The organism is Symbiopectobacterium sp. Eva_TO, assembly GCF_053848865.1.
In genome coordinates, this window is the sequence record NZ_JBSPEY010000005.1 from 103,886 (window position 1) to 129,116 (window position 25,231).

Genomic DNA, 25,231 nt, shown 5'->3' on the forward strand with positions numbered 1-25,231 from the left:
TAAGGCGTTGCGGACTTGTGTATAACGAGGTGGGCTGAGGTAGAGTGATGCATAAACGTGAAACGCTCCGGTTTCCGGCATCGCCACCGACAATTCCCCCAATGACAGCATCACCAGATACACCACTACCGCACCAATCAGATAGGCCAACAGCGTGCCCGCAGCACCCGTGGTGGAAATAATATAGCCGGTATTAAAAAACAGCCCAGTGCCAATAACGCCGCCCAATGAAAGCATGATCAGATGGCGCACCTTCATTGCACGTTTAAAGGTACCTGATTGCGCTGGGATTTCCGGAGTGGGTATTCTGAGCTGCTGCATGCGTTCCCTTATACGTATAGACGTCTAAACTTCCAAAATAGTCGTGTTATACCGCTCCGTCAAGAGGAAAGCAATTGAATATCCGTAAAGTGATTGATATAGGGAGAAAAAACCAACAGCGATGATATGAAAACAGTCAATACACGCTGCATCAGACCAGTGCGGCGATGGTTCGCCCAATGGCATCTGACGTGGTAAGAGTTCGAATTTGGCGAAACAGATCGTCGGCCTCAACATAAGCTTTGCGTAAATAACCGAGCCACTGCTTGGTGCGCGCCACGTGATAGATGCCAGTATCCCCCTGCTTCTCGAGCTGGGTGTAGCGCTGCAACAACGCGACCACCTCGGGCCAGGGCAGCGGCGGTGCATTGTATTTAATCACTTTACTCAGGTTGGGGACATTAAGCGCACCGCGCCCAATCATAATGTCCTGACACCCGGTAGCCGCGATACAATCCTGAGCGCTTTGCCAGTCCCAGACTTCGCCGTTCGCCACACCGGGATCGATAAGCGCTTACGAATTTCACCAATGGCCGCCCAGTTAATGCGCTCCGCTTTGTATCCGTCTTCTTTGGTGCGTCCATGAACCACCAACTCGGTGGCGCCCGCTTGCTGAACCGCATCTGCAATTTCAAATTGACGATCGCCTGAATCCCAGCCTAACCGAATTTTCACCGTCACTGGGAGATGGCGCGGCACCGCCTCACGCATGGCTTTCGCTCCCTGATAGATCAATTCAGGATCTTTTAGCAACGTGGCGCCGCCGCCGCTGCCGTTCACCAGTTTTGACGGGCAGCCACAATTGAGGTCAACCCCGTAGGAACCGAGCTCCACCGCGCGCGCTGCGTTCTCCGCCAGCCATTGCGGATACTGTCCCAGCAATTGAATGCGCACTTGCGTGCCGGAAGGCGTCCGGCTGGCATGATGCAATTCAGGGCAAAGGCGGTAGAAGGATTTGACAGGCAGCAGCGTATCTACCACACGTAAAAACTCGGTGATACACAGATCGTACTCATTGATGTCGGTCAGCAGTTCCCGCACCAAAGCATCGAGAACGCCTTCCATCGGCGCAAGAAGGATACGCATAACGCCATTAAGCTCATCAGGACGCCGCACGGCGCACCAGTTAAATCAGCCCGCCATGGTACTGAGGCGGGCAGGAAAAGCAAGCGTTACGCTGTCGCTAGCCTTTATCCGCGACCGAGGGATTGAAGGCCTGACGCGTAAAACTCAGCAGACATGCCAACGCCGCCGTGCCGCACCCCATATAAAGCGCATAGTAACGGCCCTGCATATCAAATCGCGCCAGCAACATGCCCACCAGCGCAGTGCCGCTGGACTGCCCTATCAGGCGCGCGGTGCCCAGCATGCCGCCTGCGGCACCGCTGCCTTGGCGCGGTGCCGACGTGACCAACAGGCGATTATTGGGCGACTGAAATAACCCGAACCCCGCGCCGCACAGAGCCATGCGCCAGACAATACCGGCCATGGTGGTGACGGGAGAAAGCTGGCTCAATGCCAACATCCCAACGGCGAGTAGCAGCAAGCCAACACCGCCCAGTATGGCGGGCGACATCCGATCGGAAAGCTTTCCTGCCACCATAGCCATAACGCCAGTTGCCAACGGCCAGGGCGTAATCATTAGCCCCACTTCGGCCGGCGTCAGTGCCAGTTCATGGTGAAACAGAAACGGCAGAGAAACAAAGGCCAGCATTTGCGTGGTGAAGGAAGCGATTGAGGTCGCCAGCGACAAACTGAACACCGGAATGCGCAGTAAATCAAACGGAAACAGCGGTGCTGTGGCAGACGCTTCCCGGCGCACCAACAGTAAGGTAGCGACCAGTGCCAACGCCAGTTGTCCACCGATCAGCACGGCATTGCTTTTATGACCGATGCTCTCAATGGCGGTAATGGCCAAACCTATAATCAGAGCGCTCAATATAGCGCTCACACCATCAAACGGCTGCTGGCTACGATCGTTATCCGGTAGACTGCGCATTGCCAACAGAATGGCCGCGAGGCCAAGGGGCAGATTGATGGCAAACAGCCACGGCCAGGTGGCGATGGATAAAATCCCCCCTACCAGCGTTGGCCCCACGGTGGCGGCCATAGCCACCACCAGCGAGTTAATACCAATTGCACCGCCCAGCTTGGCGCGCGGCACGATGTAACGGATTAACGCGGTGTTCACGCTCATCAGTCCTGCTGCACCGATGCCCTGCACCACGCGCGCCAACGTTAACAACGGCATGCTGTTCGCCAACATGCAGGCCAGAGACGACAGGATAAACAGGGTTAACCCGTACATATACACCGTACGATAGCCGTAAATTTCGCCCAAGCGCGCGAACGGGATCAGGCATACCAACACCGCCAACTGATAACCGTTGACAATCCAGATCGCGCTGGCCGCGCTAATGTTGAAATCCGTAGCAATAACCGGCAACGCCACATTGGCGACCACAGCATCCATCACTGCCAGCGTAATGCTGATGGCAATGGTCAACATGGCATAGTGGCGCTGCGGAGTCGGCAGACCATCTTCAGTGATACCGGGAGCGGCTGTTCTCATTATTCAGTCTTTATTCGGGCAAAGCGCGTCGGCTTGCGGATGAAGGCGAGTTAAGCAGCTTACTGATAATCCAGAGTAATGGGAAGCCTGTGAGAAGAGAGAAGGCTATGTCATGCAAAGCTATGCAACAGAGCGACAGCGCCCCTTGAAGTTCTGACAAACCCACCTAAAACAGTCATCCCCGCGCAAGCGGGAATCTCTGGCAGATGAAAAACCTGCGTTGGTTTAACAGAGATCCCCGGCTTTCGCCGAGGATGACGAGGGGCGAGTAGAGGGGAATAGCAGTTCCCCTGCGAAAAGCGGTATTACTCGCTTCTGGCGCGCGCCGGGCGACGCTGACCGTTACCCTGCGGGCGCGATGCGGCTGGTTTACCCTGGCCGCCACGGCGTTGTTCTCCAGAAGGAGAACCTTCGCCACTGCGCTGGCGGCGCGGTGCCGTACTGTAGCGTTCACTACCTGAACGATCGCCGCCACGCGGCGCACCGCGCTGGCTTTGGCGCCCATTTTGAATCGGCTCTGCCTTGATATTCGGATCAGGCTCAAAGCCCGGCAGTGCAATGCGTGGAATTTCGCGTTTCAGCAGTCGCTCGATATCGCGCAACAGCTTATGCTCATCGACACACACCAGCGACAGCGCTTCACCGGTAGATTCCGCGCGACCAGTACGACCAATGCGGTGCACGTAGTCTTCCGGCACGTTGGGCAGCTCATAGTTCACCACATGCGGCAGTTGGTCGATATCCAGACCGCGCGCAGCGATATCCGTTGCCACCAGCACCCGAATCGACCCTTCCTTGAAATTCGCTAACGCACGGGTACGAGCACCCTGGCTCTTGTTGCCATGGATAGCCGCGGCGGTAATGCCATCTTTGCCCAATTGCTCAGCCAGATGGTTAGCACCGTGCTTGGTGCGGGTAAACACCAGCACCTGCTGCCAGTTCTCTTTGCCGATCAGCAAAGAGAGCAGCTCGCGCTTGCGTTTTTTATCGACAAAGTGCACGTTCTGGGTCACCAGCTCCGATGGCGTATTGCGACGCACCACTTCGACCAACGCAGGTCGTGTCAGCAGCGTATTGGCCAGCGCCTTGATCTCATCCGAGAAGGTGGCTGAAAACAGTAGGTTTTGGCGTTTGGCGGGCAGTTTTGCCAGCACACGGCGAATGTCGTGGATAAAGCCCATGTCCAGCATGCGATCCGCTTCATCCAGCACCAGGATTTCGATACGAGAAAGGTCAACGGCATTCTGGTGTTCCAAATCCAGCAGACGTCCCGGCGTTGCCACCAGAATGTCGACGCCACCGCGCAGTTTCATCATCTGTGGGTTGATGCTAACACCGCCGAACACCACCAGCGAGCGTAAGCGCAGGTACTTGCTGTATGCCTGCACGTTTTCACCAATCTGAGCGGCCAGTTCACGGGTCGGTGTCAGGATCAATGCACGCACCGGGCGACGGCCTTTAACGTCACTGGGCTTGGCGCTTAGCAGTTGCAACAGCGGCAGGGTAAAGCCAGCGGTTTTACCGGTGCCCGTTTGCGCGCTGGCCATCAAATCCTGACCCGACAACACCACGGGAATCGCCTGGCGTTGTACCGGCGTAGGTTCACGATAGCCCTGTTCTTCAACAGCACGGAGAATATCGGCGCTCAGGCCGAGAGATGCAAAAGACATAAGAGAAAACAACTCCAGATCCACCCTGACCGAGCCAAAGCCGGTGCAGTTTCCAGGGGGAACATCAGGCGGGTTTGCTGAGCCACCATCAACCAAGGAATAACGACGTGAGCAACAACCACAATGAACGGGCACAAACTACGGTGCATAAGGTCGCTAGTGTAACAGAGATTTCACTTTCCTGATATGCCATCCGATTAGCGCTTATTCCTAAAAGGTAGCCGATGCGATTTATTGGGCATCAGCAAAGGACAGACTTGACAGAACTCCTGCGGCTGAGAGGCCTTATAGTAAAAACAGCAGGTACGACGAAAGCGGATCCACTCACCGTTCGCCGACACCCAGGTTAGCGGGCGAAAATAGACGGTAAGCGGATTGGCGTCCAATCCAAACAGTGCACCAGGAGCCTCGTGAACCACATAGTAAAAATCCTGTTTTACACGCGCTTCTGTCGCCGCATCAGAGGTTTGCATCCGATGTTCAAACAGTGAAAACAGCCGTACAGCGGTATTCTCCCACAAAATCCGTGACGAGAGGCCTGATGCCGCTGAGAGCACATGCCACAACGGCGTCAAATGTTGCGCAAATACGCCACGTAGCAGGGCATCACGCCAACTCGCGCGATCCAAATCCGAATGGGGCGTTGAGAGCGATAAATCGTCCATCACCATATGCGACTGCCAAAGATGTCCATCATGACGCGTATCCAACAGGCAGTTCGTCAGCGCCATGTTTAGCCCTTTGTTGTACATCGATAAGGGATAAAAGGCAGCCGCTGTAGTAAGAAAAGCCACGCGTTTGCTTAACAACGACGCGGTAATACCCAGCGAGGGGGCACCCAATCGTGGAGCAAGCTGTTGCAACATACGCTGGCAAGACGCCGGGAGTGTCGATACTGGCACCGCGCTGCTGAACGGATATTCCGACGTCGCAATCAGGTTAAAACGAGCGGCGAGATGTGCCCGTTCTTCGGCGTGAAAGGAAAGATCACGCATCGCACACGCTTTGCTGTTTCGGCGCATAACGCACCAGTGGAATACAGAGCGGCGTACCGAACACCGGGTCAGCGATGATGCGGCTATCGAGGTCGAACACCTTTTTAATCAGCGTTTCCGTCAGGATCGCCTGCGGCGCGCCTTGCGCAAATACGCCTCGCTGGTGAACCGCCACCATGTGATGTCCATAACGGCATGCCAGATTCAAATCGTGCAGTACCATGACGATGGTTTTACTGTGTTGTTCGTTGAGCTCTCGCAGCAAATCGAGCACCTCAATCTGATGCGCCAAATCGAGATAGGTGGTTGGCTCATCCAGCAGCAAAATATCCGTATCCTGCGCCAACGTCATAGCGATCCACACCCGCTGACGTTGTCCGCCCGACAGCGTATCCAACACCCGCTCGCCCAGAGCTGTCAGCCCGGTACTGTTCAGCGCCTGCTGCACTTTTTCTTCGTCCTGCGTCGACCACTGGCGTAGCCAACTTTGGTGAGGGTAGCGCCCCATAGCAACCAGTTGACGCACGGTTATGCCCTCTGGAGCGATCGGTGTCTGCGGCAAAATTGACAGCTTACGTGCGATGGCGTGGGTTGATTGGTGATGAATATCCGCACCGTTGAGCATGACACAGCCTGAGGTTGGCGAGAGCAGACGGGCAAAGGCTTTTAGCAAGGTGCTTTTGCCACATCCGTTGCTTCCGACAAATACCGTGATGCACCCGGCTGGCACCTGCAAATCCAGATGTTCAATAATCAGCTGCCGGTCATATTGCAACGTCAGTGCACGTCCTGAGAGCGGGAAAGGGTTTGGTGAATTCATCGTTATGCCTTAATGATGACGTTGCCGGATCAGTAAATAGAGAAAAAAAGGACTGCCCAACGCAGAAATAAAAATGCCTGCTGGCAAATCCAACGGTAAAAAGAGCGTACGTCCCACCCAATCTGCCACCACGACCAAATTGGCACCGATCAGTACCGTTGCCAGCGCACTGCCAACAAAGGCTCGACCCACCAGACGTTTCGCCATATGGGGGGCAATCAACCCCACGAAGCCTATCGCCCCGCATGGGCGATCGCGGTACCGGCCAGCGCAACACTCAGCAACAGCAATGCGCTACGCCGCCGCTCCAGCGCGGCACCCACACTCGTGGCAACATCGTCGTCCAACTCATGGATCGGTACATGGCGCGCCAGCAATACTAGGCTGTGTTCCTTAATTACATAACCTCTGGTAAAACAGGCGGATGCAGCCCAGTTTCAACATTGCCAGATAATTCCTCGCCGTTTTGTCGTAACGTGTCGCAATGCGACGGTATTCTTTCAGACGACCAAAGCACCGCTCAACAACGTTCCGATTGCGGTAAGCGTCACGATCGAGCTTTGAACGACCATCCACCGCCATTTTTTCAGTGGATTTTCGGGGGATGACAGTTTTTATACCTCTGTTTTTCAGCTCGTTACGTAATACATGCCCGGAGTACGCCTTGTCAGCGAGTACCGCATGACCACGGCGTTTCATACTGCCGTTCTGGCGTTGAACACCAATACCGTCCAAAAGACGTAGTGCAAACTGACTTTCATGAGCCTGACCGGGGCTCAACACGATGTTTAACGGAAGACCACTTCCGTCTGTAGCCATATGGATTTTGGTGCCAAAACCACCTCGAGAGCGACCCAGACCATTATCTCCGGTGATATCGGGATGTTTTTTTGAGCACCGGCAGGGCTTTGTTGAATAATAGGGAATCGTGCTGTTTTACTATGCCCATTTTGGTAGAAAATGCTTATCACCTCAGGCATTCCGTTTTCTCATGATGCTTAACTGCATGATTTTACGTTGCTGGAAACAATCGTTTTACTGGGCTGGTAGCATAAAATCTGTTTATTCAACAAAGCCCACCGGCAGCACATTTCAGCGCCCTGATATTGCTACCATCCAGCGCAGTCGCTGACCAGTCCACGAGGCCATGGGCATCAAGTGATGAAAGTAACTTATTGAAAATAATGTTAATGACTCCCGATTTTGACCATCGGTCAAAGCGGTTATAAACGGTTTTCCATGGGCCGTATCGCTCAGGTAAATCACGCCATGGGGCACCAGGCACAGCACCCAGAACATGCCATTGATAATCATGCGATGCTCAGCCCATGGGCGTCCGGCCTGTGGTGTTGCTGGTTCAGCAGGGAGTAAGGGCTGGATGATAGCCCATGCTTCATCGGGAAGGTCGTAGCGAGCCATAGTTCAAAATGATGTAGAAACAAACAGTTATTATAACTCATGGGATTAAGGGACACAGCCTAATAGCGGCGCGACTAGCGCCAGCCATCCAGTCAGAGACGTTACATCCTGCCAGTTAGCGCCGTAAACACTGCCGGTCAGCCAGATGTATGACGAGAGTGTGGTATTGAATGGGCTAAGCAGCAGCAACCCCGTCGCCACTGCCCCCATCAAGGCGGAGATTCCTACCCCGACCAATACCAGACGGTAAGGTGATACACCATGTCGCCAGGTCAGCAGGTAGATCAGCAGCGCCGTTCCCCAGGCTCCCGCAATAGCCGCCAACGGCATCCATTGCTGCCCGAGCATACCCGCGCCGAAAGAGAGAAAAGCGACGGCTGCGGCAGACGCGCCGCTGGTAACCCCCAGCAGATCGGGCGATGCTAACGGATTACGCACCAGACTCTGTAATATCAGCCCCGAAAGCGCTAATGCCCCCCACCATAAGCGCCAACACGACGCGAGGTAGCCGCAGTTCCCAGAGGATAAAGGCGTTACCTTCGATAGTCTGGTGCGGTGCCAACAGTATGTGCATCACCTCCCGCGGAGAGAGCGGCACAACACTTCGCGATAGCACCAAGAGTATCGTCACCAGCGTTACACCGAGCAGTGCAAGATTCCAGAGACACGCGCGGCTATCCACCCGACGAGACAACATGCCGATACGTAGCGAGTAAACGTTAGCCATGACGCGCCTCCCGCCGAACCAACGCAATAAAATAAGGGGCCCCCAGCACAGCGGTCATGACTCCCAGCGGCAGTTCATGCGGTAAAATCGCCACGCGTGCCACCATATCCGCCCAAAGTAGCAGACAAGCGCCCAGCAAGGCGCTAGCGGGGATCAGCCAACGGTGGTCGTGGGAACACAACCGACGGGCCATGTGTGGCACAATAAAACCAATGAAACCGATGTTGCCCGCAATAGCCACCGCACTGCCCGCCAACGCAATCACACACACGCCCATCAGTCCGCGAATCCATGCGGTACGCACTCCTAACCCGCGTGCCATGTCATCACCCGCAACCAAAATATTAATATGCGGTGCCAGTACCCTGCTGAATACCAACCCCACAACTACATAGGGAAGCAAGGGCATCAGCAGATCGCTCTCACGTCCAGCCACCGAGCCGGCCAGCCAAAACAGTACGCTGTCCAATCCGTCCTGATTGATCACCAACATCGCTTGGGTAAACGAGAGGAAAAGTGCCGTGATCGCCGCCCCTGCCAGCAGAATTTTCACAGGGCTTGTAGACCCACGACCCAACGAGCCGATGCCGAACACCAATCCCCCCGCGACTGCCGCACCGAGAAACCCGGACCACACCAATGTCGCCAGTGATGCAGCACCTATCCACACGCTGCTCAGGACGATAAAGAAGATCGCCCCGGCATTGACGCCGAATAATCCCGGAGAGGCCAGTGGATTGCGCGTCATCGCCTGCATCAGCACCCCGGCAACGGCCAGACTGGCGCCGACCGTCAGGGCCATCAAAGTGCGTGTCAGACGCGTGGTCTGCACCAGAATATGTTCAATTTGTGTCGCATCCGGGTGAAGCCATGCAGCCAGTACCACGCGCGGCGCGATCGGTTGCGCCCCGACCATCAGGCTGGCAAAGCAGGAGATGATCAACAGCAGCCCCCCGCCACATAACACCCACACAGGCCTCATGGCTTTGTCTCCGTAGGCAGTAGGCGTTGTGTGATCTCATCCAATATCCGGTTCGCACCTAAAATGCCTCCCGACAAACTCCAGGCCACACTGTCCACGGTGTAGACTTGCTCGCGTTGTGGGGCCGTCAGGCGTTGCCACAATGGGTGCACTGTCCAGGTGCGGTAAAGTTGCGTAACCGCCGGTTTTTCCGAGCGCATAAAGACAAAAAACAGATCGGCGTCCAGCACCGGCAAACTCTCTGGCGTACTCAGTTTGCGCATCACGCTGAGCGAATCTGCCTGCATTCCCGGCCAGATAAATCCCACTTTCGATAGTACTGAGCCGGCAAAGCTGCGTGCTAAATATTGACGAATATGGTCATCACGAAACTCAATCAGGGAAACACGGAGTGGCCACTGAGAACCATAATGAGCACGCAGGCGGTCGCGCAATACCGACACTCGCCCCTGCCAGGCGGTGAGCAAACCCTGTGCTTGCGTCTCCCTGCCCAGCGCCTGCCCCACCAGTTGTACCGTACGTTTGAATTCAAACACATCCTCCATCGCCACCGTGGGAGCGATCTGCGACAACAAGGTATACACCCGTTCATGGCGAAAACGTGATGCAATGATCAGGTCGGGTTTAAGCAATGCGATGGCTTCCAAATTCGGCTGCGTTTCCAACCCGACATGGGGCACATCACCTAACGCGCTACGCAAATAGCGATACGTCGGTTTTTCAATCCAGGAATCCACGACACCTACCGGCGTTATCCCCAACGCGACAGCCGTATCCGTTGCCCCCTGAAACAGGGTAACCACCCGTTTAGGCTGCCCGTTAATCACGGTTACGCCAAGCGCGTGTGACACCTGACGCGCCCAGCCTGTTGTAACCTGTAACGACAGGAACAGCAGCACCAACCATAACATCAGGTATCTTCCCATCCCGCAGCCACGGACCACGAGATGGGATAAGTGACACTTAGAAATCAATGGAGTAACCCAATGTCACGGTACGTCCACGCCCGGAGAAATAGCGGGTATTGGCCGCAGTCCCCAGTCCCACTGACTGCGAATAGTAGGTGATGTACTGTTTATCCAGCAGGTTAGCAACCGCCAGATTCACACGACCATAAGGCAGTTTGTAGCCGACGGCGGCATCCACCAGCAGATAAACGTCGAACCCTAGGCTGTGTCCCTTAATTACATAACCTCTGGTAAAACAGGCGGATGCAGCCCAGTTTCAACATTGCCAGATAATTCCTCGCCGTTTTGTCGTAACGTGTCGCAATGCGACGGTATTCTTTCAGACGACCAAAGCACCGCTCAACAACGTTCCGATTGCGGTAGGCGTCACGATCGAGCTTTGAACGACCATCCACCGCCATTTTTTCAGTGGATTTTCGGGGGATGACAGTTTTTATACCTCTGTTTTTCCGCTCGTTACGTAATACATGCCCGGAGTACGCCTTGTCAGCGAGTACCGCATGACCACGGCGTTTCATACTGCCGTTCTGGCGTTGAACACCAATACCGTCCAAAAGACGTAGTGCAAACTGACTTTCATGAGCCTGACCGGGGCTCAACACGATGTTTAACGGAAGACCACTTCCGTCTGTAGCCATATGGATTTTGGTGCCAAAACCACCGCGAGAGCGACCCAGACCATTATCTCCGGTGATATCGGGATGTTTTTTTGAGCACCGGCAGCACATTTCAGCGCCCGGATATTGCTACCATACAGCGCAGTCGCTGACCAGTCCACGAGGCCATGGGCATCAAGTGATGAAAGTAACTTATTGAAAATAATGTTAATGACTCCCGATTTTGACCATCGGTTAAAGCGATTATAAACGGTTTTCCATGGGCCGTATCGCTCAGGTAAATCACGCCATGGGGCACCAGAGCACAGCCCCCAGAACATGCCATTGATAATCATGCGATGCTCAGCCCATGGGCGTCCGGCCTGTGGTGTTGCTGGTTCAGCAGGGAGTAAGGGCTGGATGATAGCCCATGCTTCATCGGGAAGGTCGTAGCGAGCCATAGTTAAAAATGATGTAGAAACAAACAGTTAGTATAACTCATGGGATTAAGGAACACAGCCTAGTCCGGTATCATCAAAACTGCGGCTGAAGGCATAGTTGCCTTGGACAAACGTGTTCACCTTCTCCGTCCAACTTGCCGACCAACTGGCAATCACCCGATCCAGCGCGATATTCAGGCCAGTCATCTTTTTATCCAGTTTGCCATCACCATTGCTGTCGCGCTTACCTTCGGTATGGGCATAGGAAAGATTGACTTTATGCTACTCATTAATCTTATAACCGCTTCGGACCTCAACCCCTTGCACGCGGGTTTTCTCACGCTTGGAAACGAAATCGTCATCGCTGTTAAGCGTAACGGAATCCCCCAGTTTCGCGCTGGAACGGAAATAGCTGGCTTCAAAATCAACAGCCCCCTGCTGCACCCGTAAACCCGCCTCAATATTTTTGGTAACCACCGGTTTGACGTTATTCGCTCGGCTCAGATCGACACCTTCGGTGTCAATATCGCGCAGTGCACGTCCGACATCAGGCATGCCAAACCCTTCCGAGTAGTTGGTGTATTCGATTTCCGGCACATAGGTGCGTTTGGTCAGATAGAGATCCTGCTTGTTCTTATCGAGCAACACATCAAAACCCGCCGTCACTTTCAACGTATCTTCCAGAAGGTCGTCACGGGTGAGTGCGAGTTTTGCCCCAAGTTTGGAGGATACCGCGCGAGATTGATCGTACAGCGTTTTGTTGGGCGCGATGGTCGTGTCCTGAAACGATTGCGAATTGGTGGCACCTAACAGCGCTTCATACTCCTGGCTGAATAACAACGTCGAGAGTTTGAACCCCGCAAGATTGTTGTGCTCGTAAGTAAAACCCGTGCTCCACACACTGTTAAACGGCGCATCGCCCGGTGGCGTACCGCGCGCGGAGGTGGTCGGAATACCTTGCGCACGCACGCCATCGACGCTCAGGTAGTCATTTTCTCCGCTAATGTGGTAACGGTTGACACTCAATTGCACGCGCTAATCGTCATTAAGTCAGTACCCTACCTTGGCCCACCTCGTTATACACAAGTCCGCAACGCCTTATATGCCAAGGGTTAGCGGGCTGAAATAGGCAGCCGGTGGGGTTGTAAATGAAGTGAAACCGACGTGTACTATCGCCATTTACGGCGCTGAAAAATGACACGGGATTCAGATGGCTGGGCACACCAAGAACTGGAAGGGGTAAATCTTGGTGACACGAGGCTCAATAAGCGTGCCAAAGGGCTTTTGATACGGCTGGCTGAGAATCCGCAAGCCAGCATTCCGCATGCGTGCCTCGGATGGTCTGAGACGCTGGGTGCTTACCGCTTCATGGAGAACCAAGCATTCGAATGGCGAGACATTCTGCAACCTCACTGGCAGCGTACGCAGGAAAGGATCCGAGAACACGAGGTTGTGCTGTGTATCCAAGACACTACCGAGCTTGACTTCAACGGGCAGCAAATCCAAGGCTTGGGTCCCTTGAACTACGAAGCCAGGCGTGGTCTGTACCTGCATCCGACCTACGCGGTCAGTCCGGATCGCGTGGGGTTGGGCGTACTGGATGCGTGGATGTGGGCAAGAGAGCCGAAGGATGCAGACGGAAAACGCGATGGGCTCAAGGAGAGTACGCGCTGGCTCGAGGGATACGAGCGAGTTGCTGAACTCGCCTCGGAGTTGCCAAACACACGTCTGGTGTACTTAGCCGATCGCGAAGCGGATATCAAGGCGTTGATGCAGCTCGCTGATGACCTTGGCACTCCGGCTGACTGGTTGATCCGCTCGACTCATAATCGCAGTCTGGACTGTAATGAGAAGCTTTGGCAGAAGGTTGGAAAGACCGTGCCGGTGGGAGAAATCCAATTCGTTATGGCGGCTCGCGCGGGGCAGAAGGCGCGTACGGTGAAACAGGCGCTGCGCGTGAAGCGAGTGTCGCTGCGTTGCGGGTTGGCAGTGACTTGTGTGATAGCCAAGGAAATTGAGCCGCCAGCAGGCGTGAAGCCGGTCGAGTGGCGGTTGCTGAGCAATCGCGTACCTGAAGGACGAGAAGATATCGTGGAGCTGATCGACTGGTATCGGGCTAGATGGGAAATCGAGATGTTCTTCAATGTGCTGAAGAACGGCTGCTGTGTCGAAGCGTTACAGTTATCGACCGTGGATCGCATTGAGCGGGCATTGGCGCTGTTCATGATCGTGGCATGGCGCATCGCCTATTTAATGCGTATGGGACGAACCTGTCCAGAGCTAGACGCAATGTTGTTCTTTGATTCCGACGAGACTCATGGCGCTTACCTACTGATGAACAAGCGTATGCCCAAGGGCCGCCCTAAGCTAAACGAAGTATTGCGCTTAGTTGCGCAACTCGGAGGCTTTCTTGCTCGAAAAGGCGACGGTGAACCAGGCGCAAAAACTATCTGGAAAGGCTTGCAGAAAGTCATGACGGCCACCGAAACGCTACGCGCGCTCAGGCACGAACAGAGATGTGTATAACGAGGTGACCTTGGCCAACACATCGTAAGCGCGGGAATCCATGGTATCGCCCTGGGTATTATCCACACCGATGGCCCGGCCGTTACCATCAAGGTAAAGCCCTTGATTTTCATATCCCAGAGACACTAAGTAATCGAGTTTATCCACGCGACCATCGACGCGGTAAGTGGTTTTATAGCTGGCCGTTTCGCCCCGGATTTTCTCTGTGGGCAGAGTGGTTTGCACGGAAACATGCCGATTGAACGCCCCGTTTTCCGGGCGACGAGTGATCAGGTTAATAACGCCGCCAGTCGCCCCCCAAACCATTCGTGGCATTGGCCCCGTGAATAACCTCAATCCGCTCGATCATGGAAAAATCGATGGTATGCATTTCATGTCCGGTGGGGCGTAGCGGATTCGATTGTGGAATGCCATCGACCAAAATCAACGCCGACCGACCACGGAAGGTTTCACCGCTGCCGCTCATTTTTTGTCGGCTAGGAGAAAAGGCAGGCAACAAGTTACTCAACACTTGCGATGAATCCGATGTTACGCGCAACTGTTGCTCAATTTGCTGACGGTTGATAATGGTTACCATCTGTGGTGCTTTAGGCTGTTCCACGTTGGAACGCGACGCGCTGACCACCATTTCATCATTTCCTGCGGTTCGATTTGTACCTTCTGCATAAGCACATTGCGATACCCCCCAGACCCACGGCGCTGCCGCCAACAACATGCTCATCCGAATCACGCGCTCCTCCTGTTTTCACCTGGTAATGACACGCCGGGAACCCACATGGCCCGGCATAAAAAAATCCGCCCAACGCCACTCCGATTAGGAATGGCGTTGGCGGACAGAATTCATTGCTAGTGCACGGCCGGCCTTAAGCAGCCAGACCGTTGATGTTTACGCACTATAGATAATAAGATTGTTAATGGTAATTATTAACATTCAATAATAGTAATAACAAGTTTTACGCTATATTTTCGTTACACTAACAATCACATCTTTTTCATTACAAATTAAAGGGATATAGAAAATGTTTGTCGTCTGAAATCACCAATGCGGTACGCGCATCTGTCTAGAAGAAACAATCGCACCGATTAACTGAGAATCAGATCACATAAAAAACCCCAAAAACCACTAAATTTAATCATACGATTGATTGAATGGGGCTTATGCCATGCTTTTCCCGGCAACGTCGCCTACACGAGGCGACCACACCAAGCAACGACTGTTACAGGCAGCCCTTGAGGTGTTTGGCGAGTTTGGCCTGCAAGCCGCCACCACGCGCGACATTGCCCGCCATGCCGGGCAGAATATTGCCGCTATCACCTATCATTTTCACTCCAAAGAGGGGTTATATCGCGCGGTGGTGATGTAGCCCCCTGTAACACCAGACAGTAGCTGTATCTCCAGATATAAGAGATAGGCTTAGATATATGTCTAACAATCATGCTAATTTTGAAATGACCGGGATCCTGTTAGGGCAAGAAGTCCGTAAGCGTAAAACTCCGCAAGAGAAAATCGCCATCATTCAGCAGACAATGGAGCCGGGGATGAACGTCTCCCATGTAGCCCGCCTGCATGGCATCCAGCCCAGCCTTTTGTTTAAGTGGAAGAAGCAATACCAGGAAGGAAGCCTCACCGCCGTTGCGGCCGGAGAAAAAGTGGTTCCAGCTTCGGCGCTGGCGACTGCCCTCAAGCAGGTCCGGGAGCTACAGCGCCTTCTGGGTAAGAAGACGATGGAAGTTGAGATCCTCAAAGAAGCAGTGGAGTACGGCCAGTCGCGAAAATGGATAGCGCACGCGCCCTTGTTGCCAAAGGACAGGGAATAGCTCTGGTCAGCCGCGCCATGAGCGTGTCGCGTGCGCAGCTGTCACTGCGGGTTAACCGTTCTGCCGACTGGCTGGACAGGCGCAGCAACCGGCGTAATGACGAAGCTGATGCTGAGATATTATCGGACATCCTCCGTATCATCAGCGACATGCCCAGTTACGGTTACCGCCGAGTGTGGGGTATCCTGCGTAAGCAACGTCGTGCAGAGGGACTTCCACCGGTGAACGCCAAACGGCTTTACAGGATAATGAGCGAGCATAACCTGCTGTTGTTGCACGATAAAACTGAACGTCCGAAGCGGGAGCATAAAGGCAAAATCGCGGTAGCAGAGAGCGATATGCGCTGGTGCTCAGATGGCTTCGAGTTCGGTTGTGACAACGGCGAGAAGCTGCGGGTGACGTTCGCACTGGACTGCTGCGACCGGGAGGCCATAGACTGGGCAGCGAGCACCAGGGGTTATGACAGTTCAACCGTGCAGGATGTGATGCTGAGGTCGGTGGAAAAACGCTTCGGTAGCGCGCTGCCGGATAAACCAGTGCAATGGCTGACGGATAATGGTTCAGCGTACACAGCGCATGAAACGCGGAAGTTCGCCAGAGAACTGAATCTGGAGCCCTGCACAACAGCAGTGAGCCGTCCACAGAGTAACGGCATGGCAGAACGGTTCGTGAAGACGATGAAGGAAGATTACATCGCCTTCATGCCAAAACCCGATGTGCGAACAGCGCTGAAGAATCTTGCAGCGGCGTTCAATCATTATGTAGTGGCACACTGATACTGGCCACCTGATCGGAGGTGATATGTTCACCTCATCAACACGACAGGTGACCTCATGGGTAAACATTTTACGGCGGAATTTAAGCTCGAAGCCGCAAAGCTGGTTGTCGACCACGGCTACACATACGTTAAGGCCGCAGAGGCGGTTAATGTCAGCCATTCTGCCATTAGTCGCTGGGTCAATAAGCTTCGCCTTGAACGACAGGGAAAAACGCCAACGGGACTTCCTCTTACCCCTGAACAGCTCGAGCTGCGTGAGATGAAGAAAAAAGTCTAATGCCTTGAAATGGAGAACGAAATCCTAAAAAAGGCTACGGCGCTCTTAATGTCGGACTCACTCAACGGTTCACGGTAGTCGACAGGCTGAGGGCGCGATACCCGGTCACGGCGTTGTGCCAAACTTTTGAGGTACATCGCAGCAGCTACAGGCACTGGCAGGCTTCCGCTAATGAACCCGACGGTGAGCGCGTGGTTAAGTGTAGTCGCGTCATGGAAGCCTGGAACGCCAGCGGCGGCTCTGCCGGCGCTCGAAGTATCGCGACCATCGTCACCGGCAGCTCTGGTGTCAAAATGGGGCGCTGGCTGGCTGGCAAGCTGATGAAGGAGCTGGGTATCGCCAGCTGCCAGCGACCGGCTCACAAATACAAACGCGGCGGCAATGAACACGTTGAAATACCGAACTATCTCAACCGCCAGTTCGCGGTTACCGCGCCGGATCAGGTCTGGTGCGGCGATGTGACCTACATCTGGACGGGCAAATGCTGGGCTTACCTTGCGGTGGTGCTAGACCTGTTCGCCCGCAAACCGGTGGGCTGGGCCATGTCGACGTCGCCGGACTCGGCGCTGACAGTTAAAGCGTTGCAGATGGCCTGGGAACTCCGGGGACAACCAACAGGAGTCATGTTCCACAGCGACCAGGGCAGCCACTATACCAGCCGTCAATACCGGCAAGCCCTGTGGCGCTGCCGGATAAAGCAGAGTATGAGTCGGCGGGGTAACTGCTGGGATAATGCGCCAATGGAGCGGTTCTTCCGCAGCCTGAAGACAGAATGGGTGCCGACAAAGGGTTACAACAGCTTCAGCGAAGCCCAGGACGCGATTATCCGCTACATCACGGGGTATTACAGCGCTATCCGGCCTCACTGGTATAACGGCGGCTTAACTCCAAACGAATCTGAGCGACTGTTCTACATACAGTCTAATGCGGTGGCCAATATTAGTTGACCACTACATTACAATGAAAACCATCCGCACAGTGCGCTGGGATACAACTCCCCAAGAGAATATCGGCGCCAGCGGGCATCGTTAACTTAAGATACAAAAGCTGTCCGGAGATGGTGGGTCAAGATCAGTGGCAAGCGCTATTGCCGATGAAGTGGCGCACACCTATCTCCCTTTGCGCATAGAAATTACCGAGTACCTGCAACAGCCCGCAGGCACGCCAGAGCGTTACATGGCGTATTTGCAAAAACTGGTGCTGAACTTTACCCGGCTGATGACCAGCCCGGAAACGTTGCACTTCAGCCGCTTTATGTCGCGCGAACAGTTATCACCGACAGATGCCTATCCGCTGATGCACAAGCGCATTATCGCGCCCATGCATCAGTTGATGACGCAACTGGTCGCTGGCTACACCGGGCTAGACAGCAACGATCGTAGAACCGTTATCCACGCCCATGCGCTGATCGGTGAAGCGCTGGCATTCCGCTTTGCCCGGGAAACCATACGACTACGAGCAGGCTGGGACGACATTGGTTTAGAACAGAGTCTGGTGATTAACGACGTGGTGACACAACACATAGCGCTGGTGCTTGACGGCCTGAGAACCACACAACAGCGCTGATGCTTTTAGCCGGTCAAAAAGTGAAGCCTTCCATGAATAAAGTTAAATCGCGCGTGACCATTCTGGTGCTTTTACTGCTGGCAGCCGCACTCTACGCGGGCTGGGCGCACTATGCACGCCGTGACACGCCCATTAAACTGTACGGTAATGTGGATATTCGTACGGTGAATCTGGCGTTTCGCGTCAGTGGACGTCTGGCAACCTTGCAGGTGGATGAGGGGAACAGCGTTAAGGCAGGACAGGCAATCGCTGCGCTGGATACTGCACCACACCACAATGCGCTGCGCCAGGCTGACGCCAACGTTGCCAGCGCGGCGGCTCAACTGGCACTGCTTCAGGAAGGTTATCGGCGTGAAGAGGTTGCTCAAGTGCGTTCTCAAGTGGACCAAGCGCAGTCCGCCTATGAGTACGCCGACAAATTCTATCAACGCCAGCAAGGCATGTGGAGCAAGGGTGCCGTAGCACAAAATACGTTAGACGATGCCCGTTCGGCGCGTCAACAGGCACTTGCTACGCTGCAAGCTGCTAAAGAGAAATTGAGCCAGTTCGAAAGCGACAACCGTCCGCAAGAGATTGCCGCCGCCGAGGCGGCACTGGCACAGGCGCAAGCAGTACAGGCACAGGCCATTCTCGATCTGAGCGATACCACGCTTACCGCCCCTTCTGATGGCGTGATCCTCACCCGTGCCGCAGAAGCAGGCAGCATGCTCAGCGCGGGAGGTACCGTATTTACGCTCTCGTTAACCCGTCCGGTGTGGATTCGTGCCTACATTGATGAGCCACAGCTTGGGCACGCGAAACCAGGACGACAAGTGCTGATTTATACGGACAGCCGCCCAGACAGCCCCTACCACGGCACGGTCGGATTTGTGTCCCCCAAGCGCAGAATTCACCCCCAAAAGCGTAGAAACCCCGGCGCTGCGTACCGATCTGGTTTATCGGCTACGTATCATCGTGAACGATGCGGACGACCTGCTGCGCCAAGGGATGCCGGTGACGTTGCGCTTTGCTACTGATAGCGTAACGCCATGAACAGTCCCATGCCACGCATTACGCTGGATGGGGTAGAAAAAACCTTCCCTGACAGCACCACGCCCGCGCTGAAACCGCTGACCGCCACGCTTGATGCGGGTGCGGTTATCGGCTTAGTGGGGCCTGAGGGCGCGGGTAAGACCACGCTGATTCGTATGCTGGCCGGTCTGTTAACACCGAGCAGCGGGACTCTGCGCGTGATGGGGCTCGATCCGGTACAGGATGACCGGCAATTGCACGCCATCCTTGGTTATATGCCGCAGAAATTTGGGCTGTATGAAGACCTGAGCGTGATGGAAAACCTGACGTTTTACGCCGACCTGCGCGACATTACCGGCACACAGCGTCAGGAAATCTTTGAACGCTTGCTGACGTTTACCGACCTCGCGCGCTTTACCACGCGTCTGGCGGGAAAACTTTCTGGCGGCATGAAGCAGAAGCTGGGGCTGGCCTGTACCCTGCTGGGCCAGCCTAACGTACTCTTGCTGGATGAGCCGGGCGTCGGGGTTGACCCCATCTCACGACGCGAGCTGTGGCGCATGGTGCACGAACTCGCTGACGACGGTATGCTGATCCTGTGGAGCACGTCTTATCTCGATGAGGCAGAGCAGTGTCGTGATGTGCTGCTGCTGAATAACGGCGAATTGCTGTATCGCGGCGCGCCGCAAGATCTTACCGCCACCATGGCCGGTCGCTGCGTGCTGGCACATGCCGATGGCGTTGCACACCGCACGCTGCTGCAACAGGCATTGCAGCACCCCGCCGTCAGTGACGGCGTCATTCAAGGCAAATATGTGCGTCTGATGCTGAAGGCAGGCGCAACCCCGTCCAGCCTGTGTGACACACTGCCGCTGACGCCGGACGACATCGAAGCGACAGCCCCCGCTTTGAGGATGCCTTTATCGACCTGTTAGGCGGTGGCCCCAAGGGGGATTCCTCACTGGCACGCATTATGCCGTTCATTCCCGATGATGGCGATGACAAGGTGATCGAAGCCCGTCATCTGACCAAAAAATTTGGTGAATTTATCGCAACCGAGCGGGTCGATTTTACCGTGCGCCGCGGCGAGATTTTCGGGCTGCTCGGCCCCAATGGTGCAGGGAAATCAACCACCTTCAAGATGATGTGCGCGTTGCTCACGCCCAGTGAAGGCCATGCGCGCGTGCTGGGCATGGATCTTAAAATCAGCTCCGGCAAAGCGCGTCAGCATCTGGGCTATATGGCACAGAAATTTTCTCTGTACGGTAACCTGACGGTAGAACAAAACCTGCGCTTTTTCTCTGGCGTCTACGGTCTACGTGGCCGCCAACAACGCGAGAAAGTCGCGGCAATGACGCAGGCATTCAACTTTGCGCCGATAAGCCGACAAACGCCGGACGCCTTACCGCTTGGATTCAAACAGCGCTTAGCTCTGGCCTGCGCCTTAATGCACGAGCCGGATATTCTGTTTCTTGACGAACCCATCTCTGGCGTCGATCCCCTCACCCCATATCGTTATACACATCTTTTGGCCATTTTTTGAACAGGATGCTCAGAACCCCGTGAATTAAGGCATTCAAGCCATCCCATTGGCTTTTTGAGGTTCAAAATGCCACTCTGAGATAAACCCGTAACTCATTGATTAAACAGTGCGTTAGAAAGATGTGTATAACGATATGCCCTCACCCGCCGGGAGTTCTGGATGCACATCAACGGGATGGTCAGCCGGGGCGTGACTGTCATGGTGACCACTCACTTTATGGATGAGGCGGAATATTGCGATCGTATCGGCCTGGTTTATCGCGGCAAGCTGATTGCCAGCGGCACACCCGATGCCTTAAAGCAGCAGGCGGTTACGCCAGACATGCCCGATCCCAGCATGGAGCAGGCGTTTATCGCCTTGATTCAGTCCTACGACACGGAGAATGCCCATGACTAATGCCAACAGCAACCCCGTGTCGGACAGCACCGCCTTTTCCTGGCGACGCTTGCGGGCATTGTGTCGCAAAGAGAGCAAGCAGATTGTGCGCGATCCCAGCAGCAGTCTGATCGCCTTTGTCATCCCATTAATGCTGTTGTTTATTTTTGGCTATGGCATCAACCTCGACTCCAGTCGCTTACACGTCGGTATCCTGCTGGAAGAGCAGAGTGAAGCGGCGCGCGATTTAGCCCAAACCTTTGCCGCTTCACCCTATATTGAACCGACCATCAGCCGCGACCGCCAAACATTGATCCAGTTGATGCAAGCGGGGCGTATTCGCGGTTTGATCACCATTCCTGGCAATTTCGCCGAGCAATTGTCACAACCCGGAGGACTGGCCTCGATACAGGTGATCACTGACGGCAGTGAGCCTAATACCGCCAATTTCGTTTCCGGCTATGTGCAAGGGGTTTGGAAGGTCTGGCAGGAACAGCGTGCGTTGGCTCAGGGGGGCTCTTTTACGCAACCCATTGAGGTACAACTGCGCTATTGGTTCAACCCGGCAGCAATCAGCCAACACTTTATCATTCCCGGTGCCATCACCATTATCATGACCGTCATTGGTGCCATTCTGACCTCATTAGTGATTGCCCGAGAATGGGAGCGCGGCACCATGGAAGCACTGCTGTCAACGCAGGTTACGCGTGCAGAGCTGCTACTGGCCAAGTTAATCCCCTACTATGGCTTGGGCATGATAGCCATGGTGCTGTGCATGGTGGTGGCCGTCTTCGTGCTGCATGTTCCCTACCGTGGATCGCTCTGGATACTGTTTGGCATAAGCAGTCTGTTTCTTGCCTGTACCCTCGGTATGGGACTGCTGATTTCCACCCTGACACGCAACCAGTTCAATGCGGCGATGGTAGCGCTGAACGCTGCATTCTTGCCGGCGGTCATGCTCTCCGGGTTTATCTTTGAAATTGACAGCATGCCGGCGCTGGTACGCGCCGTCTCTTACATCATTCCCGCACGCTATTTCGTCAGTACGCTGCAAAGCTTATTCCTCACGGGTAACGTGGTCAGCATCTTGCTGGTCAATCTGGGCTTTTTAAGCCTTGCCACGCTGTTTTTCATCGGGCTGACCGCGTTAAAAACGCGGCGCAGATTGGATTAGGGAGGGATCGCAATGTTTTACCGCTTATGGACGCTGATCGTCAAAGAGCTACAATCGCTGCTGCGCGAACCGCAAACTCTCAGCCTGCTGGTTCTCCCGGTAGTGCTTCAGGTTTCTCTGTTCCCATTCGCCGCAACGCTGGATGTCACCAATGCCACCATCGCGATTTATAGCGAAGACAGTGGACCGGCATCGATTGAACTGACACAGCGCATCGCCAACGCGCGCACCTTCTCTCAGGTATTAACGCTGCGCAGCTCGCAGGCCATCGCGCCAACTATCGACAACCAGAAGGCGTTATTGCTGGTACTATTTCCGCCCGACTTCTCCCGCGACCTTGCCAACGGCAACAGTACCCCGCTTCAGGTCATTCTGGATGGACGGCGTTCTAACAGCGCGCAAATTGCGGCAAATGATATACAGCAGATAGTTCAGGAATATGAACGGGAGCTGATGGTGGGAACAACGCGAAACAACCAGAGCGAACTGGTGGTGCGTCACTGGTATAACCCGAATCTGAACTACAAGTGGTTTGTGGTGCCTTCGCTTATCGCCATGATCACTACCATCGGCGTATTGATTGTGACGGCGCTCTCTGTAGCGCGCGAGCGTGAACAGGGTACACTCGACCAGTTGCTGGTATCGCCGCTGGCAACCTGGCAAATTTTTATTGGTAAAGCGGTACCGGCGCTGATTGTCGCTACCGGTCAGGCTACCATCGTGCTGCTGGCAGGGATCTTCGCTTACCAGATTCCATTTGCTGGCTCACTGCTACTGTTTTATGCGGCGATGCTGCTGTACGGCTTGTCTCTGGTGGGATTTGGTTTACTGATTTCGTCGCTGTGCGCCACGCAGCAGCAAGCGTTCATCGGTGTGTTTGTTTTTCTGATGCCCGCCATCCTGCTCTCAGGCTATGTCTCTCCGGTGGAAAACATGCCGCTATGGTTACAGAATCTGACCTGGGTGAACCCCATCCGCCATTTTACTGACATCACCAAGCAGATTTACCTCAAAGGGGCCGATTTCAGAGTGGTATGGCACAGCCTGTGGCCACTGCTAGCTATCACTGCGACTACCGGCAGCGCGGCCTACGGGTTGTTCAGGCGAAAGATGTCGTAAAGCACCATCGGTTTTTGCTCAACTCAACCACAAATCTCATTGAGTAACTCTGGGTGGCGATCGAGAAGTTTCAGCAATTTCACCGTAGAAGGATGGGGCTGCGATTTTCCCGCTTCATTCCGGTAAAATGCGTTATCACCGCCACCAAATATCCGCCCGGCTTCTCGTTGCGATAATTCGAGTTTCTTTCGCACGTTCATGATATACGCCGGTTTGACCGTATCATTAATAATCGAATTCTTAAACTCGACCACTTTCGCCATGTACTCGGCCGACTCGGCTTTGTCCATCACAACTTCAGCACACTTAGGGCAATGCAACGCACGGATTTGCTGCAAAATCGTTTTTTTGCCACGCCATGAATAGGGAACATCTTTTACACGTTGTTCCATTTCGGCATCGCCACACTGAGGACATTTCATTCTACTTCTCCTTAAATAAGACGATGAGTACATCATCGATGTACCGTCACTTTTATATAACACCTGATACCCTTTATCGTCGGGCGGTACACATCCTGCCACACCGTATGATCGTGGTATGTAGTCATACTCTTGTAAAAATCCTGACAGGTCAGCGATTATTACTGCACACATGCCATCAAAAAATAATTACCAAGTAGGTTTTACAAGTTTCAACATCAACCATGCGGTAATGGCCAGGTTGCGCCCAAAAAAAACCCGCACGTTCTACGTGCGGGGCTATATACCCGTCATACTTCAAATTGCAGATGCGTATTAGCGGCGGTTGCCGAAAATGCGCAGCAGCATCAGGAACAGGTTGATAAAGTCCAGGTAAAGCGTCAATGCACCCACGATGGCATATTTGCGAAAACTGTCGCGGTCGTCAGCAGAGAGCTGCTCACCGATATTTTTCAGTTTTTGCGTGTCGTAGGCCGTCAAACCCACAAACACTACCACGCCGATATAGGTCACAGCCCACATCAAGGCATCGCTTTTCAACCAGATATTGACCAACCATGCCAGCACGATACCGATCAGGCCCATAAACAGCATGCTGCCCAGGCCGCTCAGGTCGCGTTTGGTGGTGTAACCATACAGGCTCATGGCACCGAACATCCCTGCCGTAATGACAAAGGTGCTGGCGATCGATTGCCCTGAATAGAGGATAAAGATGCTGGAGAGCGTCAATCCGGTCAACGCCGAATAGAGCATAAACAGCCCTGTCGCCACGCTACCGCTCAAGCGCTGCACCATACCGGAAATCACGAACACCAACCCCAACTGAGCAATGATCAGTCCGAAAAAGGTAATCCGGCTGGAAAAAACGAAACTCATTATCGCGGGGGATTGCGCCGCATACCAGGAAACAAACGCCGTCAGCAATAAACCGCAGGTCATCCAGCCATAAACCTGCGCCATATAAGCCTGAAGGCCGCTATTAGCGCATTCGACTATCGAAGCGCCTGAACGAGGGAACCGATACATGATACTACCCTTACGTTGCTGTCTGGCACCGCAGACAGAGATTGTGACTCGGGCGTGCATCGCCCACCATTGACAAGTGTATCACA

20 protein-coding genes and 12 pseudogenes are annotated in these 25,231 nt (G+C 54.3%); 10 read left to right on the top strand and 22 right to left on the bottom strand.

What is annotated here, in order from left to right; translation table 11 throughout:
* Positions 1 to 30: 30 nt before the first annotated feature.
* From ACWWJF_RS25920 to ACWWJF_RS26005, 18 genes and pseudogenes are all read right to left on the bottom strand, one after another.
* Positions 31 to 321: pseudogene (locus ACWWJF_RS25920) on the bottom strand (S-methylmethionine permease); the annotation flags it as partial.
* Between the two features lie 151 nt (positions 322 to 472).
* Positions 473 to 1,407, bottom strand: a pseudogene (gene dusC, locus ACWWJF_RS25925) (tRNA dihydrouridine(16) synthase DusC).
* 97 nt (positions 1,408 to 1,504) lie between these two features.
* The gene (locus ACWWJF_RS25930) at positions 1,505 to 2,893 is read right to left on the bottom strand and encodes an MFS transporter (RefSeq protein WP_455871329.1); all 1,389 of its coding nucleotides are present in this window, start codon (positions 2,891 to 2,893) and stop codon (positions 1,505 to 1,507) included.
* 305 nt (positions 2,894 to 3,198) lie between these two features.
* The gene (gene rhlE, locus ACWWJF_RS25935; RefSeq protein WP_455871477.1) at positions 3,199 to 4,563 is read right to left on the bottom strand and encodes an ATP-dependent RNA helicase RhlE; all 1,365 of its coding nucleotides are present in this window, start codon (positions 4,561 to 4,563) and stop codon (positions 3,199 to 3,201) included.
* A gap of 197 nt (positions 4,564 to 4,760) precedes the next feature.
* Positions 4,761 to 5,558, bottom strand: coding sequence for an IucA/IucC family C-terminal-domain containing protein (locus ACWWJF_RS25940; protein WP_455871330.1), 798 nt, complete (start codon positions 5,556 to 5,558; stop codon positions 4,761 to 4,763).
* Complete coding sequence (locus ACWWJF_RS25945) at positions 5,551 to 6,378, bottom strand: ABC transporter ATP-binding protein (protein WP_455871331.1); 828 nt, start codon at positions 6,376 to 6,378, stop codon at positions 5,551 to 5,553. Before ACWWJF_RS25945 ends, ACWWJF_RS25940 begins: the two co-directional genes overlap by 8 nt.
* A gap of 9 nt (positions 6,379 to 6,387) precedes the next feature.
* The gene (locus tag ACWWJF_RS25950; RefSeq protein ID WP_455871332.1) at positions 6,388 to 6,585 is read right to left on the bottom strand and encodes an iron chelate uptake ABC transporter family permease subunit; all 198 of its coding nucleotides are present in this window, start codon (positions 6,583 to 6,585) and stop codon (positions 6,388 to 6,390) included.
* Positions 6,586 to 6,611: 26 nt separating this feature from the next.
* Positions 6,612 to 6,701, bottom strand: coding sequence for a hypothetical protein (locus tag ACWWJF_RS25955; RefSeq protein WP_455871333.1), 90 nt, complete (start codon positions 6,699 to 6,701; stop codon positions 6,612 to 6,614).
* 70 nt (positions 6,702 to 6,771) lie between these two features.
* A pseudogene (locus ACWWJF_RS25960) lies at positions 6,772 to 7,272 on the bottom strand (IS5 family transposase); the annotation flags it as partial.
* Positions 7,273 to 7,451: 179 nt separating this feature from the next.
* A pseudogene (locus ACWWJF_RS25965) lies at positions 7,452 to 7,797 on the bottom strand (IS5 family transposase); the annotation flags it as partial.
* 45 nt (positions 7,798 to 7,842) lie between these two features.
* On the bottom strand, positions 7,843 to 8,235 hold the full coding sequence (locus ACWWJF_RS25970) for an iron chelate uptake ABC transporter family permease subunit (RefSeq protein ID WP_455871334.1): 393 nt from the start codon (positions 8,233 to 8,235) through the stop codon (positions 7,843 to 7,845).
* On the bottom strand, positions 8,228 to 8,524 hold the full coding sequence (locus tag ACWWJF_RS25975) for an iron chelate uptake ABC transporter family permease subunit (protein WP_455871335.1): 297 nt from the start codon (positions 8,522 to 8,524) through the stop codon (positions 8,228 to 8,230). The genes ACWWJF_RS25970 and ACWWJF_RS25975 overlap by 8 nt, the downstream gene beginning before the upstream one ends.
* Entirely contained in the window at positions 8,517 to 9,506 is a 990-nt protein-coding gene (locus tag ACWWJF_RS25980; protein WP_455871336.1) for a FecCD family ABC transporter permease, read from the bottom strand. The genes ACWWJF_RS25975 and ACWWJF_RS25980 overlap by 8 nt, the downstream gene beginning before the upstream one ends.
* Entirely contained in the window at positions 9,503 to 10,480 is a 978-nt protein-coding gene (locus ACWWJF_RS25985) for an ABC transporter substrate-binding protein (protein ID WP_455871337.1), read from the bottom strand. The genes ACWWJF_RS25980 and ACWWJF_RS25985 overlap by 4 nt, the downstream gene beginning before the upstream one ends.
* Positions 10,470 to 10,676: pseudogene (locus ACWWJF_RS25990) on the bottom strand (TonB-dependent receptor); the annotation flags it as partial. The gene ACWWJF_RS25985 and the pseudogene ACWWJF_RS25990, both read right to left, overlap by 11 nt.
* 10 nt (positions 10,677 to 10,686) lie before the next feature.
* Positions 10,687 to 11,531 (bottom strand): IS5 family transposase gene (locus ACWWJF_RS25995; RefSeq protein WP_455871338.1). Its coding sequence is split into 2 segments (ribosomal slippage): positions 10,687 to 11,186 and positions 11,186 to 11,531, totalling 846 coding nucleotides; the frame shifts between segments, so codons are not numbered across the junction.
* Between the two features lie 45 nt (positions 11,532 to 11,576).
* Positions 11,577 to 11,717: a hypothetical protein gene (locus ACWWJF_RS26000; protein ID WP_455871339.1), complete on the bottom strand. Its 141-nt coding sequence runs from the start codon at positions 11,715 to 11,717 to the stop codon at positions 11,577 to 11,579.
* A 75-nt stretch (positions 11,718 to 11,792) separates the two neighbouring features.
* On the bottom strand, positions 11,793 to 12,542 hold the full coding sequence (locus ACWWJF_RS26005; RefSeq protein ID WP_455871340.1) for a TonB-dependent receptor: 750 nt from the start codon (positions 12,540 to 12,542) through the stop codon (positions 11,793 to 11,795).
* Between the two features lie 162 nt (positions 12,543 to 12,704).
* On the opposite strand from ACWWJF_RS26005, the gene ACWWJF_RS26010 reads away from it, so the two are divergent.
* Positions 12,705 to 14,036 (top strand): IS4 family transposase, encoded by a 1,332-nt coding sequence (locus ACWWJF_RS26010; protein WP_455871341.1) that lies wholly within the window; start codon positions 12,705 to 12,707, stop codon positions 14,034 to 14,036.
* 6 nt (positions 14,037 to 14,042) lie between these two features.
* Here the strand turns inward: ACWWJF_RS26010 and ACWWJF_RS26015 are convergent.
* Positions 14,043 to 14,757, bottom strand: a pseudogene (locus ACWWJF_RS26015) (TonB-dependent receptor plug domain-containing protein); the annotation flags it as partial.
* Positions 14,758 to 15,199: 442 nt separating this feature from the next.
* On the opposite strand from ACWWJF_RS26015, the pseudogene ACWWJF_RS26020 reads away from it, so the two are divergent.
* The 9 genes and pseudogenes from ACWWJF_RS26020 to ACWWJF_RS26060 form a co-directional block, all read left to right on the top strand.
* Positions 15,200 to 15,391 (top strand): annotated as a pseudogene (locus tag ACWWJF_RS26020) (TetR family transcriptional regulator); the annotation flags it as partial.
* 94 nt (positions 15,392 to 15,485) lie between these two features.
* A pseudogene (locus ACWWJF_RS26025) lies at positions 15,486 to 16,627 on the top strand (IS3 family transposase); the annotation flags it as partial.
* 60 nt (positions 16,628 to 16,687) lie between these two features.
* A pseudogene (locus ACWWJF_RS26030) lies at positions 16,688 to 17,856 on the top strand (IS3 family transposase).
* 127 nt (positions 17,857 to 17,983) lie between these two features.
* Positions 17,984 to 18,475 (top strand): transcriptional regulator CecR, encoded by a 492-nt coding sequence (gene cecR / locus ACWWJF_RS26035; protein ID WP_455871342.1) that lies wholly within the window; start codon positions 17,984 to 17,986, stop codon positions 18,473 to 18,475.
* A gap of 32 nt (positions 18,476 to 18,507) precedes the next feature.
* A pseudogene (gene hlyD, locus ACWWJF_RS26040) lies at positions 18,508 to 19,507 on the top strand (secretion protein HlyD).
* Positions 19,504 to 20,993, top strand: a pseudogene (locus tag ACWWJF_RS26045) (ATP-binding cassette domain-containing protein); the annotation flags it as partial. The pseudogenes hlyD and ACWWJF_RS26045, both read left to right, overlap by 4 nt.
* Before the next feature lie 195 nt (positions 20,994 to 21,188).
* A complete protein-coding gene (locus tag ACWWJF_RS26050; RefSeq protein WP_455871343.1) occupies positions 21,189 to 21,425 on the top strand; it encodes a hypothetical protein in 237 nt (78 codons plus the stop codon).
* Entirely contained in the window at positions 21,418 to 22,578 is a 1,161-nt protein-coding gene (locus ACWWJF_RS26055) for an ABC transporter permease (RefSeq protein WP_455871344.1), read from the top strand. The genes ACWWJF_RS26050 and ACWWJF_RS26055 overlap by 8 nt, the downstream gene beginning before the upstream one ends.
* A gap of 12 nt (positions 22,579 to 22,590) precedes the next feature.
* Positions 22,591 to 23,697 (top strand): ABC transporter permease, encoded by a 1,107-nt coding sequence (locus tag ACWWJF_RS26060; RefSeq protein WP_455871345.1) that lies wholly within the window; start codon positions 22,591 to 22,593, stop codon positions 23,695 to 23,697.
* Positions 23,698 to 23,720: 23 nt separating this feature from the next.
* Here ACWWJF_RS26060 and ACWWJF_RS26065 read toward each other — a convergent pair whose 3' ends face one another.
* The 3 genes and pseudogenes from ACWWJF_RS26065 to ACWWJF_RS26075 all read right to left on the bottom strand — a co-directional run bounded on the left by ACWWJF_RS26065 (position 23,721) and on the right by ACWWJF_RS26075 (position 25,145).
* Positions 23,721 to 24,119 carry a type II TA system antitoxin MqsA family protein gene (locus ACWWJF_RS26065; protein WP_455871346.1) on the bottom strand — a complete coding sequence of 133 codons (399 nt, stop codon included), beginning with the start codon at positions 24,117 to 24,119 and terminating at the stop codon, positions 23,721 to 23,723.
* Between the two features lies 1 nt (position 24,120).
* Positions 24,121 to 24,274 (bottom strand): annotated as a pseudogene (locus ACWWJF_RS26070) (type II toxin-antitoxin system MqsR family toxin); the annotation flags it as partial.
* A 160-nt stretch (positions 24,275 to 24,434) separates the two neighbouring features.
* A complete protein-coding gene (locus ACWWJF_RS26075; RefSeq protein WP_455871347.1) occupies positions 24,435 to 25,145 on the bottom strand; it encodes a Bax inhibitor-1/YccA family protein in 711 nt (236 codons plus the stop codon).
* Positions 25,146 to 25,231 lie beyond the last annotated feature (86 nt).